Origin of the sequence: Halobacillus sp. GSS1 (assembly GCF_017307035.1) — a bacterium.
Classification (GTDB): Bacteria; Bacillota; Bacilli; order Bacillales; family Halobacillaceae; genus Halobacillus; species Halobacillus litoralis.
The window spans coordinates 20006-35315 of record NZ_JAFLHE010000012.1 but is presented as its reverse complement, the minus strand read 5'-3'; the positions used below and the strand labels follow the sequence as shown (position 1 = coordinate 35315).

General features: G+C 45.5%; 12 protein-coding genes. 10 read left to right on the top strand and 2 right to left on the bottom strand.

All coding sequences use genetic code 11. From position 1 onward, the window contains the following. Window positions 1-186 precede the first annotated feature (186 nt). The 8 genes from J0K78_RS16580 (at window position 187) to J0K78_RS16545 (ending at window position 9609) form a co-directional block, all read left to right on the top strand. The gene (locus J0K78_RS16580; protein ID WP_370551165.1) at window positions 187-1026 is read left to right on the top strand and encodes a YitT family protein; all 840 of its coding nucleotides are present in this window, start codon (window positions 187-189) and stop codon (window positions 1024-1026) included. 51 nt (window positions 1027-1077) lie between these two features. Next, complete coding sequence (locus tag J0K78_RS16575) at window positions 1078-1488, top strand: c-type cytochrome (protein ID WP_206948027.1); 411 nt, start codon at window positions 1078-1080, stop codon at window positions 1486-1488. Window positions 1489-1729: 241 nt separating this feature from the next. Then, window positions 1730-2416, top strand: coding sequence for a cell division ATP-binding protein FtsE (ftsE, locus tag J0K78_RS16570; protein ID WP_206948026.1), 687 nt, complete (start codon window positions 1730-1732; stop codon window positions 2414-2416). A 382-nt stretch (window positions 2417-2798) separates the two neighbouring features. Continuing rightward, window positions 2799-4298, top strand: coding sequence for a S41 family peptidase (locus J0K78_RS16565; RefSeq protein WP_242517929.1), 1500 nt, complete (start codon window positions 2799-2801; stop codon window positions 4296-4298). Between the two features lie 109 nt (window positions 4299-4407). Next, the gene (locus tag J0K78_RS16560; RefSeq protein ID WP_206948025.1) at window positions 4408-5595 is read left to right on the top strand and encodes a PDZ domain-containing protein; all 1188 of its coding nucleotides are present in this window, start codon (window positions 4408-4410) and stop codon (window positions 5593-5595) included. Window positions 5596-5674: 79 nt separating this feature from the next. After that, window positions 5675-6331 carry a hypothetical protein gene (locus J0K78_RS16555; RefSeq protein ID WP_206948024.1) on the top strand — a complete coding sequence of 219 codons (657 nt, stop codon included), beginning with the start codon at window positions 5675-5677 and terminating at the stop codon, window positions 6329-6331. 211 nt (window positions 6332-6542) lie between these two features. Further along, window positions 6543-7382, top strand: coding sequence for an ABC transporter ATP-binding protein (locus J0K78_RS16550; RefSeq protein WP_146816949.1), 840 nt, complete (start codon window positions 6543-6545; stop codon window positions 7380-7382). A gap of 154 nt (window positions 7383-7536) precedes the next feature. Further along, the gene (locus J0K78_RS16545) at window positions 7537-9609 is read left to right on the top strand and encodes a sensor domain-containing diguanylate cyclase (protein WP_206948023.1); all 2073 of its coding nucleotides are present in this window, start codon (window positions 7537-7539) and stop codon (window positions 9607-9609) included. Window positions 9610-9639: 30 nt separating this feature from the next. On the opposite strand, the gene J0K78_RS16540 is transcribed toward J0K78_RS16545, so the two are convergent. Beyond that, window positions 9640-10290 carry a haloacid dehalogenase type II gene (locus J0K78_RS16540; RefSeq protein ID WP_206948022.1) on the bottom strand — a complete coding sequence of 217 codons (651 nt, stop codon included), beginning with the start codon at window positions 10288-10290 and terminating at the stop codon, window positions 9640-9642. A gap of 76 nt (window positions 10291-10366) precedes the next feature. On the opposite strand from J0K78_RS16540, the gene J0K78_RS16535 reads away from it, so the two are divergent. After that, complete coding sequence (locus J0K78_RS16535) at window positions 10367-10927, top strand: metal-dependent hydrolase (protein WP_206948021.1); 561 nt, start codon at window positions 10367-10369, stop codon at window positions 10925-10927. Between the two features lie 103 nt (window positions 10928-11030). Beyond that, window positions 11031-11918, top strand: coding sequence for a COX15/CtaA family protein (locus tag J0K78_RS16530; protein ID WP_206948020.1), 888 nt, complete (start codon window positions 11031-11033; stop codon window positions 11916-11918). A 148-nt stretch (window positions 11919-12066) separates the two neighbouring features. Here the strand turns inward: J0K78_RS16530 and J0K78_RS16525 are convergent, their stop codons facing one another. Continuing rightward, window positions 12067-15270, bottom strand: a complete 3204-nt coding sequence (locus J0K78_RS16525; RefSeq protein ID WP_206948019.1) for a DEAD/DEAH box helicase — start codon at window positions 15268-15270, stop codon at window positions 12067-12069. Window positions 15271-15310 lie beyond the last annotated feature (40 nt).

The window sequence follows — 15310 nt, the reverse complement described above, 5'->3', positions numbered from 1 at the left end:
AAGGGGAGAGGAAGCAAAAACTAACAGGAATACGACATCTTGCTCCTTTACCGTGTTAACACGTTATTCTAATCTCATTTACAGGAGAATGCCCTAGTGTTATACTCCTTACGGTTTATGGAGAACGATACATAGGGAGAGTCGAACAGCATGATGATGATGGCAAAAAAATATCGTCGGGAGCCGATGCCGCCGGCACTTAGACAAGCACTCGATTACGGGTTAGTTATTCTTGGATCATTTTTTGTAGCGTTAGCCTTCAATTTATTTTTGTTACCGAACAACATCGCCTCTGGAGGAGTAGCGGGTGTCAGTACGATTACGAAAGGTGTATTCGGCTGGGAACCGGGTGTCGTCCAGTGGGTGTTGAATATCCCACTTTTCATTATGGGCGTTGTCATATTAGGAAAGAACTTTGGTCTGAAGTCGTTCGTCGGGACTGTTACCCTGCCGCTCTTCGTCTTGATGACGAGTGACATGGCGCCTGCAACACCGAATCCGTTGCTCGGTGCCATTTTCGGTGGAATGGGTGTTGGACTCGGACTTGGCATCGTTTTTAGAGGACGAGCATCGACAGGCGGCATCGACTTAGCCGCTCAAGTGCTGCACAAATTCACGCATTTACCGCTGGGCATTAGTGTCGCTTTACTGGACGGAATGATTGTCCTGACATCGGCGATTGTCTTCTCACTGGAAGAAGGTTTGTATGCACTTATCGGGTTATTCGCGACCAGTCGGACGATTGACTTTGTCCAAGTGGGACTGAACACTTCGAAGAACGTGATGATCATTACGGAGGATGTCGATGAAGTGCGTTCGGCAATTTTTGAACAAATTGATCGCGGGGTTACTGTACTAAGTGGAGCTGGCGGCTACACAGACCGGGAACGCCGGGTCGTCATGTGTGTGGTCCAGCAGAATGAATTCATCAAATTGACACAAACCGTAAAAACGGTTGACCCGGGGGCATTTGTCGTCGCAATGAATGCCACTGAAGTACTTGGGGAGGGTTTCAAAACCTCCTGACTCGGTTATAATATCTCTATATCTCATCAAAATACGAGAGGGGATACTGGAATGAAAAAACTATTATCTGCCTTAATTTTAGGGCTGATCCTCGTCTTAAGTGCCTGTGGGGGCGGCGGAGACGAAGGAACGACAGATGAAAGTACGAACGATGAAACGACAGAAGAACAAACTGGTGAAGAGTCCGGCGAAGGTACAGATGAAGGAACGGCAGACAGTGGTGACGGTGAGACTGTGGACACAGCGGCTGCAGAAAAAGTATTCCAAAACAACTGTGCCAACTGCCACGGCGGCGAACTTGGCGGTGGAATGGGACCGGCTTTGACTGAAGTAGGTACCAAGTATTCAGCGGATGAAATCGTAGACATCATTAAAAATGGTAAAGGCGGCATGCCTGCTCAAGGGCAAGTATCTGATGACGATGCGCAGCTTGTAGCAAGCTGGCTTGCTACAATGAAATAAGATTCTGTTGAAAAAGTCTGGTCATGCACCAGACTTTTTTTGTACGCTTTTAACTAATTCTGCTGCAGCCAAAGTTTTTTACTATAAAGAATTAGCTCTAAAGGCGAATCACTGACTTATGAAAAATAAATGTAATAATTTCATGTCTAAATAAATCGAAAATTAATGTTATAATAAATGTGTTTGTAGACAAGAGAGAAGACAACTGACTTAACATTATGAGAGATACAGGTGATTTTACATGATTAAAATGCAAGGAGTATATAAAACATATCCGAATGGTGTCACGGCTTTGAATGGATTGGATATCCAAATCGACCAGGGAGAATTCGTCTATGTCGTAGGACCAAGTGGTGCTGGTAAATCAACATTTACGAAGCTGATCTACAGGGAAGAAAAGCCGACCACTGGGACAGTTCTTGTGAACGACATGGACACCTCCACAATGAAACAGCGCCGCATTCCGGCGCTGCGCCGTCAAATTGGTGTCGTTTATCAGGATTTCCGTCTGTTGCCGACACTTACGGTTTATGAGAACGTCGCTTTTGCCCTTGAAGTGATTGAAGAAAATCCACAAAACATCCGTCGCCGTGTCATGGACGTGCTCGATCAGGTTCGTTTGAAAAACAAAGCACGCTTCCTTCCTGATGAACTTTCTGGAGGAGAGCAGCAGCGTGTATCCATCGCCCGTGCAATCGTGAACCACCCGAAAGTGCTGATCGCTGATGAGCCGACCGGTAACCTGGATCCAGAGACATCCTGGGAGATCATGCACATCCTTGAAGAAATCAATGAAGCAGGGACAACCGTATTGATGGCGACCCACAGCCAGGAAATTGTGAATACAATCCGTAAGCGTGTCATTGCCATTGAAGACGGCATGGTCGTCCGTGACCAGAGCAACGGAGAATACGGCTACGAAATGTAATGGTATAGAGACTGTCTCAGTTTGGAGACGGTCTTTTTCTTTTGTTTTTTGGAAATGTGGCACCTGCTTCCTTCTTTTTGGCGTCTGGCACTAGAAAGCTGAAAAAAGAGGTAGAAGATGCCGGGGACCGAACGATGATTCACCGATACCAGGTACCCCACTTTTTTAATTCTGTAGCTGGAAACACACATGAATTTCTACGATTCTCGTTTCTGGTTTAATTACAGGTAGATAGATAGGTGGGGATGTCCTATAATGAAATGGACATGCTATTGTTATTTTTGGCATATGTTAACTCAGAGAACAATCCTTGATTTACGTTGAAGGCGCTTTTTTGCTAGTATAGAGGGAACATGAAATCCACAATAGAAGGGTGAATGCGATGAATATAAAACCGCGCTACGTTGCGCTGTTGATGGCGCTAGCGGTCCTATTTGGAGCGGCAGGCTCGTACATAGGAATAGAATACTTCGCTGACGGCACGAACGAACAGGCACAATCTGAACAGTATGCAGATAAAGATGCGGAGAACTTTGGGAGTCTGTCCAAAGAGGAACAAAAGGCATTCATACAGAATATGTCCGGGAACGCCGATTTGAAAAAGGTGGAACAGGCATTTAGTACAATCCAGGAAAATTATGTAGAAGAAGTAGATAAAAACACCCTTGTTGAAGGGGCGATTCAGGGGATGCTCGATACGCTCGAGGATCCATACAGTGTGTATATGGATCCAGAAACGATGGAGCAGTTCAACCAAACGATCGAATCCTCTTTCCAGGGGATTGGTGCAGAAGTGAGCATGGTCAATGATAAGGTGACAATTGTCGCACCTATCAAAGGGTCACCCGCTGAAGAGGCCGGCTTGAAGCCGAACGATCAGATCTTGAAAGTGGATGGCGACAGTGTGGAAGGCCTTGACCTTTATGAAGCGGTTCTGAAGATCCGTGGGGAAAAAGGGTCAGAAGTGACGCTGCAAATTGACCGTCCAGGAGTCAGTGAACCATTGAACATCGACATCACCCGTGATGATATTCCATTAGAAACGGTGTATACCGATACGAAGGAGATCAATGGCAAAAAAGCCGGTATTATTGAAATCACTTCTTTCTCTGAGAAGACTTCTGATGAATTCCACGAAGCTTTAGAGAAGCTTGAAAAGGATGGCATGGACGGGCTGGTCATTGATGTGCGTGGGAATCCTGGAGGATTGTTCACGGACGTTCAGGAAATTTTGAAAGAGTTCATTCCGAAAGATAAGCCGATTGTTCAGGTGGAAGACCGTAAAGGTGAGAAAACGCGTTATTTCTCTGAAAACGAGGAGAAAAAGCCGTACCCCATTACCGTCTTAATGGACGAAGGCAGTGCTTCTGCTTCGGAGATTTTAGCTGCGACGATGCAGGAAGCGGGCGGTTATGATCTCGTCGGAACGAAGAGTTTCGGTAAGGGTACCGTTCAGCAGGCGTTACCGATGGGCGATGGCAGTACCATCAAACTGACCTTGTTTAAGTGGTTGACGCCTGATGGCAACTGGATTCATGAAAAAGGAATCGAACCGACAGTGAAAGTGAAGCAACCGGAATACTTTTACACAAATCCGGTAGAAGTGGAAAAGTCGCTTCAATACAATGACAATGATGAAAAAGTGAAAAACATCCAAATTATGCTGAAAGGTCTAGGGCATGATCCTGGCCGTACAGACGGGTACTACAGCAAGGAAACAGAAGCTGCTGTCCAGGCATTCCAGGAAGAAGCAGGGCTTGAAGCGACCGGTGTTGTTGATGAGAAGACCGGCGGCAAGCTTGAAGAAGCGATTATAAAAGAAGTGCGGGACGAGAAAAACGACAAACAAATGCAGAGAGCGGTCGAGGTCTTGTTTCAATAGGCAGGAATTTGCCGCTGGATGACGAATTATATCCGTAGTCTGTGACTGCGGATTTTTTCGTTATTGGGTAGAGACAACAGAGTGCGGCACGACTGAAAGGAGAATCATGTTGGACGTTTGGTTGATGGAAGTTGCAAAAGGGATGGGGATGATGGTCACTCTCCCATTTTTATACATAGCACTTGCGATGATTTTCATAGTATCCGGAAAACGAGTGAAAGAGGAACGAGCGGCTTTTGGCACACGAATCTTTGACCGCTTTACCGAATGGAAAGGAACGTGGGGAACGGCCGTCATAAGCGGCTTGATTTTATCCGTGTTGGCGGTTGGTGGAGGTGTGGTATTCAGTTATCCGTTGCTTCTTCTCATAGCCGGGATTCTGCTCCTTGTCAGTTTAACTGGACGATTGAGCTGGTACTCGTCTGCTTATACGCTGGGGTTAAGTTACCTGGTCTTGCTTGTCCTCCCCTATCTACCTGAATCTGTACGTGGTTACGAATGGATAGGTGTTCTACAGGAAACGCCTCTTCACACATTGGCGGGTGTAATGGCCGTTCTTTTATTAACCGAATCGATCCTGATGCTGCGTACAACGGCCTCTCTTACGTATCCTGAACGGTTGAAAGGGACACGTGGAATGTGGATTGGCCAGCACAGGTCAAGAAGGATGACGATCGTTCCGTTTCTCGCGTTGTTTCCGGGAGGCATGATTGAACCTTTTGCCCCGTGGTGGCCGCTTGTTTCGTTTGGTGGAGAAACGTATGGGTTGATTCTTATTCCTTTTGTTATGGGATGGGAATGGAAAGCCCGTGGTCAGTCTCCTGTCGTCGCGGCAAAAACGATGGGGCGGCATGTTTTTCTCCTCTCGCTCCTCGTCCTTGGACTAGCTGCTGGAAGCTTTTTCATAGGTGTGCTGTCCCTTGCTGCTGTGATGATCGGACTGATTGGGCGTGAATTCATATTCGTGCTGCACCGGATGCGTGAAGAGAAAACGCCATTCTTTTCTTCTACGAAAAAAGGCATTCGTATTCTGGGGGTCATACCGAGGAGTCCTGCTGATCAAATGGGGCTCACACCTGGGGAAGTCATCGAACGGGTGAATGCAATCCCTGTACGGACAGAAAATCAATTTTATGAAGCCCTGCAAAATTCAGGGGCGTTTACGAAAATGGAAGTACGTGATGAATGGGGAGAAAACCGCTACGTGCAGCGGGCGATGTATGAAGGTGAACACTATGAACTTGGACTCGTGTTTGTGGAACCAGCCACCCATGAAGCATCGTTGGGCATTTTCTAAATGATTGGATTCGGGACGGTTATCTTCTCCTTTAAGGAACTGGAAGATAACCGTTCTACTTTTTAAAGGGGGAGTTTCGGTGCAGACGTTACATATTTTGAATGGAGAAGAAATGGAAAAGGCTTTTCAACGCAAGGGACTTGTCGTAGGGGATCCAATGATTCCTTTCAATGAAGCGATGTGTGCGGGTGAGACCTGTGAAACCATATTCTCAAACCAATTCATAAAAACAAGGGCTTTGACCCATGGCGTTTCTGAAAGTGACTACAGACGGATTACTGTAGAAAAAATGGAGGCTGTCTTCCATGAAGGACGAAAACATCTTCAGTTATGGTTTGATGAAGATATGTTCTGCCAGATCAATCTTCTTACTCTCCTGGCCTGGCTCGATCAAATCGGTTATGAAGGAAAAATTGAACTTCGTATAGTTACACAGCAGTTCGATCCTCTCGCCTCCTATACTCTACATGTAGATGGATATCTATCGATGTATAAACAGGTCCTTATAAATCGGTCGATTCCATCTGAAGTTTCTCTTCCCCCGCTTAGCAAGGGCATTGAATTGTATTTGAAATACAAGGGCAGAGATAATGAACTTGTGAGGTTCATCGAACATCAGCCTGATTTATCCGAGGATAAGCTTGTAGAGCGGATGATTGAAACTTTTCAGGAATATGGACTGGGAGACGTTCAGTACATGCAGTTGATCAGGAATGTAAGAGCTTCTGAGAGGTGAAGGAGGCTCTTTTTGATTGAAGGAAGATGTTCTCATTTACTGGTGACGTGCATACACTTTTCACAGTTCAGTGATGAAAATGATTCTCAAATTCATTGACAGAGTGGAAACGAGCCCATAAACTAGATAGTAGAGAAAATATAGAATTCGTGATTTTTCGTGTAGCTCCAACAGCGATAGATTTCGTGAGACATAAAGGAGAGGTCAGATTATGGATACCCTGTTGGCGAATAATTTAACTTTAGGCTATGGAGATTCCATCATCATAGATTCATTAGATATTACGATCCCGAAAGGCAAAGTCACTGTACTCATCGGTGGAAACGGTTGCGGCAAGTCCACGTTGCTTCGTTCGATGGCTCGTTTATTGCGTCCAAAATCAGGTGAAGTCGTACTGGATAGCGCGGATATTTCCAAAATGCGTACGAAAGATGTGGCGAAAAAGATGGCCATTCTTCCGCAAAGTCCGACAACTCCTGAAGGTCTCAGCGTCTATCAGCTTGTAAAGCAAGGCCGTTATCCTTATCAAGGGTTCGCCAAACGCTGGTCGGACGAAGATGAGAAAGCTGTCACGCGTGCGCTTGAAGATACGAACTTGATGGAGTTGAAAGATAGAACAGTTGATTCTCTATCCGGCGGTCAGCGTCAACGTGCGTGGATCGCGATGACTCTTGCTCAGGATACAGATATTCTTCTATTAGATGAACCGACGACTTATTTAGATATGACGCACCAGATTGATATTCTTGATTTGCTCTTCGATTTGAATCAGGACAATGGACGTACGGTAGTCATGGTGCTTCATGATATTAACCTGGCCTGTCGTTATGCCGATCATATCATCGCCGTAAAAGATAAAACGGTATTCGCACAAGGGAAGCCTGAGGATGTTGTGACTTGTGACATGATGCAGCATGTATTCGAAATGCTTTGTGACGTGAGAGAGGATCCTCTTTTCGGTACACCGATGTGCATTCCTCATGGAAAAGGGCGCTGTTTGATCAAACAAGCGCAGGCGGAAGCTCAGGCTCAACAAAAACAAACAGTATAACTATTAAAAGCAATGTGCGCTGCACATTGCTTTTTTTCTTATCTGGAAAGGATTTCTGACTTTTTTGGTAGAAAGATACATAGAGAAGCAGGAACCAAACATGATAACATGGTATACATGTGTAAATACGATTTTATGATTGAGGGGATAATCCATGGAACGGGTGAAAGAATGGATGGATCAGGGGATCATAGCAGGGATTGCTGACCGCATTCCCCATGAACATTTGTTGCATATGCTTATGGATGGAATATCCGACTATATCTTTTTTATGGAAGTCGTCGGTGAGAGACGGTTTAAATATGTATATATGAATGATTCTGCGAAAAACCATTCCCCGATTAAAGGAGCGGGATGGGAAGGTAAATACATAGAAGACCTCCTAGGTGAGGAACAAGCCGAAGATTTAATTGAGGCCTATGAAGCGGTCGTCAGAAAAAAAGAGCCGCTTACGTACGAAGATGAAATTCTTATCAATGGAAAACTGTTCAGAGGGCATTCTGTGCTGACTCCGACCATGGACGAGTCGGGAGAAGTGACGCACATTGTGTCGATCACGAGAAACATTACAGATGTGATTGAAAAAGAGCGCGACCTCAGCCGAATCAATGCCATGTATCGTTCCTTAATGAAAGATACGACGGATGCGATTTTAATTATCGATACGGCGGGCAACATTTTGGAAGCGAACCATGCATTAGAAGAACTGTACGGATATACGAAAGAGGAGATGCAAACCTCTTCTTTTCCTTTTATACCCTCGAACAGGAGAGAAGAAGCGCAGGAACTTGTTCGTAAAGGGAAGGAAAGAGCGATCGCCCGGTACGAAACGGTCCGTCAAAGAAAAGACGGGACGCTCGTGGATGTTTCCATCAGCATTTCTCCGATTCAGAACGAGGACGGGGAAGCGATCGGACTCAGTTCCATTGTAAGAGACATTTCCAAAGATAAGGCCGCTCAGCGGAAACTGGAAGCGAGCAGATCCCGCTATCGATCGTTGTTCAAACATAACCCGCAGCCTATTATGACGCTTACTTTTCAGGGGCTGATTAAGAAAGCGAACCGTGCGACATTGAGCCTTCTGAAAACAGAGGAAGAGACTCTTGCGCAGACGTCTATTATCGAATGGGTGCCGGAAGAGCAGCGAAGTTGGTTGAGAAAGCAGTTGTTAGAATCCTTTTTTCAAAAAGGAACCCGGTTTGAAACGAGTTTTTGGATGGATGGAGAAGAACGTATTTTAAGAGTCTCTCTCGTTCCGATTATTAATGAGGGGCAGAAAGAAGGGATTTACGCCATTCTTGAGGATCGGACGGAACAAGAGAGGGCTGATGAGGCTTTAAGGCAGAGTGAGGAGAAGTTCCGTCTGATTGCGGATCATTCCAATGATTTGATCTCGGTTTTCTCACCGATGGGAGAACTGGTTTATGCGTCTCCATCACAAGAGAAATTCTTAGGCCGGGCCCCGCATGAGATGACTTCATCAGAACTGCTGCAGCAGCTCGAGCCTGATGATTTAACTGACCTTACTGATGCCTTTAAATGGAGCGAGAAGAGCAAAGAAGCGTTCACGATCTCCCTGACATTGAAAAGTCAGAATGGGGAGCCTGTCTGGTTTGAATGCAGGGGGACGCCGGTAGTCAGTGAACAGAATCATGTCAGCCATTTCGTCATTGTGGCCCGGGATATTTCCGAGCAGAAAAATTATGAAGAGAAACTTGAGCGTTTTGCTTTTTACGACTATTTAACAGATTTGCCGAATCGGAGGCTTTTTGAAGACCGGGTCGAGCAGGCCATTGCGAAAGCAGAACGATCAGGGGAGTCATTCGCCCTCCTTTATTTAGATGGGGATGGGTTCAAGTGCATCAATGATGAATATGGCCATGAAATCGGAGACGAATTTTTGTGCCGTGTCGGCCAGCGGATGAAAGAATGCATCCGGTCGGGAGATTCGGTCGGGCGGATCGGCGGGGATGAATTTGCGATTCTATTGGAAGACATTGCGGATCGTGATCAAATTTATGAAGTCTCTATAAGAGCGCTCGAGAAATTGAGAGAACCGTATATAGTTAAAGGAGAAGAAATCCGTTCCTCTTTCTCCATCGGTGTTGCCTGTTATCCAGAAGGCGGACGGACCTTGGATGACCTTTTCCGGTCAGCAGACAAGGCTCTTTATAAAGGGAAGCGGGACGGAAAAAATCAGGTGCGTTTATATGAGCATACTCGATAAAAAGCGGAGCCCCTGAGGGCTCCGTCTTTTTTATTCTGGAATTTCATTGAGGTTGTTGATGGTGTGCGTTGGGTTGATTCCAAGTTCCGGCCATTTTTGCTGCTTTCGGTTCACCCAGGTCGTATGGAAGCCGTAGGAAGCTGCCCCCGTAATGTCCCATGGATTACTTGAAAAGAAAAGGATCTCTTCTTTTTCAAATCCCAGCTGTTCATGGGCGTAGCTGTAAGCATCCGGGTGAGGCTTGAACACTTCAATATCGTCAGCGCTGAGTAAATCAAAGTCGTCTTTCAACTGATTGTTTTCTAAGAGGGGCTCTAACATCGAACGCGTCCCGTTTGAGAAAATAGTAAAGGTTTTCTCTTGATGATTTTGTTTCAAAGAAGGGACCTCATCATAAGGCTGAAGTTGTTCATATTCGTGCATCAGGTCTTCCACAACATCGGGTTTCACATCCACATTACTGTAAGCGAGGGCATCTAGAAGCGCCCACCTGGTAATGTCGGTGAATGGCTTGTATCCTTGGATCAACTGCCGGACGAGAAAATAGTGCACCTGACGGCTGCGCCACTCTTCGCTTACCTTGGGACTTTGATCAGGGAAAAATTGATGGATCTTTTTCATAACGCTATGAACGTCAAACAACGTTCCATACGCATCAAAAACATAGGCTTTATAAGTCATAGGTTCAGACTCCTTTCCATGGATTAGATTCCCCCTGGTGAATCAGGGTAAACAAGAAGTTAGGGGAGGGAGAAGAATGAATACACTGCACCATGGCTACTGGACATTTTTTGCAACAAGAAAACAAAAGTACACCGGTTGGTTTATATTCGGGAGCCTATCACCGGATATCGTGTATTATGTCATGTTCATTTATTTAAGTGTAAGAAGACAGGCCTGGCAGGTGATGGACGACGCCGATCCGATGCGGTCATTATTTGGTTTAGTCCATGATTTGTTTGAGCATCCGGTCGTTTTTATTTTGCGTCATGCTGGGCATTCTTTGTTTATATGGGGGATCATTTTTGTACTTGTTTTAATTTGGAAAGGAAGAAGTCTCTCTTTGTGGACCGCTTTTTCTTATGGGTGGCTTGGGCATGTAATCCTTGATATTCTTACCCACCATGATGATGCGGTTCCTATGTTTTATCCGATTAGCAGCTATACGTTTAAAAGCCCTGTTTCCTACTGGGATGATGATCATTATGCGAACGTTTTTTCTATGGTCAATACCCTGCTGATTGCGGTTTCTCTCCTCTATCTGCTCATTAGGAAAATCAGGAAGAAACGCCGTTCACAAAAAGTTCATGACTCATGACGGCGCTTTCCTTTCTCTATCATCTAAATTTCATGATATGATTTACTTAGGAAACAAACAATATTCATGACACCATGATCATAGATAGAGAAAGGGTAAGACGATGAAGAAATTTTCAATTCTAACAACATTCGTTACGTTTCTCGCGTTGATTCTCGGAAACCTGGTCGTTGCGACAGATTCAGGGGACGCGTGTGGGACGACGTGGCCGGTCTGTAATGGAAAGATCTTTCCTGATATTACGGACTATCACGTCATTATAGAGTATTCACACCGTTTGATGGTCCCATTGCTTATCATGCTAACTGGACTCAACGCTGTTGGTGCGATCTATAAATACCGCAAAAACAAATCTGTATTTATTTTAGCTATTCTAAGTTTGGCACTGCTTGTATTTCAGTCTATTGTAGGTGGTTTAAACGTCCTTCTTGGCACACCACCTGGGTTTACGACGTTCGATGTTACTTTCAGTCAGCTGCTGTTAATTGTTCTAGTGTTGTTGAGTTACAGTCTGCATGAAAAGAAGATTGAGCTGAACCGGACGAGCTGGGCATCGGTATCCATGAGCTACCGCGCTTTTTTGATCGGCTATATCGCCTATATTGCTCAAGTCATTCTCGGAGCATTCTTTAAACACAGCCGTGCAAGTAATGTCATGATGGATATTCCAGCGATGGAGTACTTGATCACAAGCGAATCTGTGGCGAATGCCGTGTATTCCTTACACTGGGTGGCTACCTTTGTGGTCATTGTCGCAGCGATTTGGTTCGTCATTTATGCATCAAGGTTCAAATACCATATCGCGTTATCCTGGGCCTATTTGATCTCACTTCTGCTGAATGCAGTGGTAGGATTTATTATTGTCGTGACGGGGAACGTCGTCCTCGCTTCATCCATGCACATGCTCATTTCCACAGTGACAATGGTCATCGGAGCGTGCATCCTCGGAGGATACTGGTTTAAACTGCAAAAGAAAACAATGAAAGCATAAAAAGGAAGCTGCTGACAAAGGCAGCTTCCTTTTTTGAGTTTGTATGGAAATTTCTGTATGACCTGGTCTGGAACAAAGTTCCAGACCAGGTCATACAGAAAATACCAAATAATGAGCAAAAGAAAAAGAGCCGTTTGGGAACGGCTCTTTATTGGAACAGTTGTTGGATTTCTTCTTCGCTCAGGGAAGTCAGCATGGATTCTCCTGGTTGGATGATTTGGTCGACGAGGTCGCGTTTCTTTTGTTGGAGCTGGTAAATGCGTTCTTCGATCGTCCCTTCGGATATCATCCGGATAACCTGCACGACTTTTTCCTGACCGATACGGTGTGCTCGGCCGGCTGCCTGTTCTTCAATGGCCGGGTTCCACCAGAGGTCGTATAGAATGACAGTGTCTGCGCCGGTGAGGTTCAGACCGGTTCCTCCCGCTTTCAGGGAGATAAAGAACGCATCTTTTTCCCCTTCATTGAAAGCTTCGACCATTTCCATGCGTTTTTCTGATTTGGTGCTGCCATCTAAGTAGAAGGCCTGTAAGCCATCTTTGGCCAGTTCATCATGCATCTTGGTCAGCATGCTTGAAAACTGAGAAAAGATCAGCAGTCGGTGCCCACTTTCTTTCAGCTCACGCGTCAGTTCTTTCAACTGTTCAAGCTTCCCTGACTGTCCTTCGTAGTTTTCAAGGAACAGACCGGGGTGACAGCAAATTTGACGCAGTCTCGTAAGCCCAGCAAGGATTTCAAGCTTGCCTCGCTGGATCCCCTTCGTTGCAATCGTCTCCTGGATGTCGTTTTGAATCCGCTCCAAGTAGGCGAGGTACACTTCTTTCTGTTCCCGTGTCAGCTCTGAATATTGGACCGTATCAATCTTATCCGGCAGCTCATCGAGCACTTCTGTTTTCATCCGGCGTAAGATGAAAGGTCGCGTCATCAGAGAGATTTTTTCCGGCTTTAATTGCAAAAACTTTTTCTTGCTGGTGAAAAATCCTGGCATGATGGTACGGAACAGTGACCAGAGTTCCTGCAGGGAATTCTCAATGGGTGTGCCACTTAAGGCGAAACGGTGTCTCGATTTAATTGATCGAACGGCTACAGCTGTTTTCGTCGTTTCATTTTTGATCGCCTGAGATTCATCAAGCACCATCGCGTGAAACTTTTGCTCTTCATAGGAAGTGATGTCCTGCCTGAGCAATGGATAAGAGGTAATCCAAACATCCCTATCTGCCGCTTCGTTCAGCGCTTCCTGCCTCGCTGAAGGATCCCCGGTCAAAATCTGCACTGACAATTGCGGGGCAAATTTCTCGAGTTCCTTTTTCCAGTTGTACACAAGAGAGGCAGGAGCGATGATGATGGCTGGATCAGTCATCTTCCCTTTCAACTTTTCATCCAACAGAAAAGTGATCGTTTGAATGGTTTTCCCTAAGCCCATATCATCCGCGAGTACTCCGCCTAAGCCGTAATGGCTGAGCATCTTCATCCAGCGGAAGCCGGTCAATTGGTAGGGGCGTAAGTCTGCCTGCAGACCTTCCGGTGGATCAATCTCAAAGGATTGAGGTGATTTCAGCCGATCGACAAGCTCTTGGAAAAGCTGATTTCTTTCTGCTTCACTTGGATTCAGGGCATCTTCCACCTGCAAGCTTCGTGCTGTTGAGACTTGGAAATGGTTGTCTTCTAAATCTTTCGTGCTTAAGTCAAGATCATCGACGAGTTTTTGAAAACGATCGAAGGATTCACTCGTTAAAGCCATGAGCGCACCATCAGACAGGCGGTAATACTTTTTCCGTTCAATGACGGCTTTAAGTGCTTCTGTAACATCGTCGTCACTAATGCCCTCGATAGTAAAATTGATATCGAGCCAATTGCCGTCGCTCTCCAGTTCAACCGACGTCTGCAGTTCGAGGGGGCGATCTTCTACAAGAGAACGGACCGAAGACGACAAGTAAACATCACTATGTTCTTTCAGCTTTGGTAAGTAGTGATAAAGGAATTGATCGAGTTTGTCTTCGTCCTCTATATAGACCATCTCTCCATCAAACTTGAATTCTGCAAGTTCAATGATCTGCATGATTTCCTGCTCTGTCTGTCGATCCCGTCTGACAATGGTTTGATTGCTCAATGGCTGCTCATTGAAGGGGTCGATCGTCAAGTCACCATATTGAAAGTTCACATCAAGCGTAAGTGTCCACTGTTGAAAATCCAAGTAGGTTTTAGCAACGAGCGACTCCTGCACAATTTTTTCTTGAGCGGAGCGATCAAGCTGGACATCTGCAATGGTTTCAAGTTCAGGTAGGACATACGACACAATCCCTTCCATATCATGATGGCTTACGGTGTGGCTGCCATTTGAATTATAAGGAAGGATGGTGTAAAGCGTTTGAATAACTTCCTCCTGCTTAGCATCGACGGGATAAAAAGCTCCTTGTTTATAAAGAAGGTGGTAATCCGACAGGTAATCGTAATCTTTCAAATGGTTCATGTGCATATGAAAGTGGCCTCGTTCTTCAGAAACATAAAAAGAAAGGTCCGGGAACTCCTCTTTGAAACGGATGAGTCCTACGTTTTCCCCGCGTTCCATGACCTCTGTCTGCTGCTTTTCTAAAAGAGGGAGCAGTTGGTCAGCAAGTGTGGGAGAAATTTTTAATACTTTTGGTTCGGCCGAATTCCACTGTTGCTCATAAAATTGCTCTTGTTCGTAGGCAAGCTGTAAAAGCCTAAAAATTTCTTTGTCATCAGCAGAAAAGGAGTGTTCTGCCGGGTCGTACGTGAACTTCTTAGTAATGCGGTACGCTTGATTTTTGCGGATATGATCAAGCAGCTCGCGAATGTTTTTAATCACATAGGGATAGTTTTCCCCGAGCTTCATTTCCAAGCCGAGGCTCTTAGAACCGAGAATGGATTGAAGGTGAAGGTAATATTGGATTTGAAGAGGTTTCTTCAAATCCTCCCCGCCACGATTTTCCTGACGCTGTCTGAACGCTTCGAACAAGCTGACCGCAAACATCCGGTCCTGGTTCGTCAAACCGGACTGGGATTTCCGCCCCTTTTCTGCTAGTTTCGGTGCCAGATCTTCTAATGTCTTTTCCCGGATGGCGATCAGGACGGCAGCAATATGTTTACAGGTATAATAGGTGGAATAAGCGGCACATTCGCACGTCGCTTCTACATCTTCGTCCTCAAAAAAGAAGACACGGACTTCATAGTCGTGTGTACCTGCAACGACCGCCCGCCATGAACGAATTGCGCTATTATGAGAAAGGCCGTACACTTTCCCCCGGTCGAAATATTGCTTCCCACGTGTGTAAAAAGTCTGACCAGTGATTTTCTTTATATCGTTCGGTTGTAATAAGTAACTCTGCATAACTGGCATCCTTACTATCGTTTTTTTCCTATTATAACAG

Excerpts from the sequence above, each read along its gene's own strand:
- J0K78_RS16580 (WP_370551165.1), top strand. The coding sequence starts at position 187 with ATGCCGCCGGCACTTAGACAAGCACTCGATTACGGGTTAGTTATTCTT.
- J0K78_RS16575 (WP_206948027.1), top strand. The coding sequence starts at position 1,078 with ATGAAAAAACTATTATCTGCCTTAATTTTAGGGCTGATCCTCGTCTTA.
- ftsE (WP_206948026.1), top strand. The coding sequence starts at position 1,730 with ATGATTAAAATGCAAGGAGTATATAAAACATATCCGAATGGTGTCACG.
- J0K78_RS16565 (WP_242517929.1), top strand. The coding sequence starts at position 2,799 with ATGAATATAAAACCGCGCTACGTTGCGCTGTTGATGGCGCTAGCGGTC.
- J0K78_RS16550 (WP_146816949.1), top strand. The coding sequence starts at position 6,543 with ATGGATACCCTGTTGGCGAATAATTTAACTTTAGGCTATGGAGATTCC.
- J0K78_RS16545 (WP_206948023.1), top strand. The coding sequence starts at position 7,537 with ATGGAACGGGTGAAAGAATGGATGGATCAGGGGATCATAGCAGGGATT.
- J0K78_RS16540 (WP_206948022.1), bottom strand. The coding sequence starts at position 10,290 with ATGACTTATAAAGCCTATGTTTTTGATGCGTATGGAACGTTGTTTGAC.
- J0K78_RS16535 (WP_206948021.1), top strand. The coding sequence starts at position 10,367 with ATGAATACACTGCACCATGGCTACTGGACATTTTTTGCAACAAGAAAA.
- J0K78_RS16530 (WP_206948020.1), top strand. The coding sequence starts at position 11,031 with ATGAAGAAATTTTCAATTCTAACAACATTCGTTACGTTTCTCGCGTTG.
- J0K78_RS16525 (WP_206948019.1), bottom strand. The coding sequence starts at position 15,270 with ATGCAGAGTTACTTATTACAACCGAACGATATAAAGAAAATCACTGGT.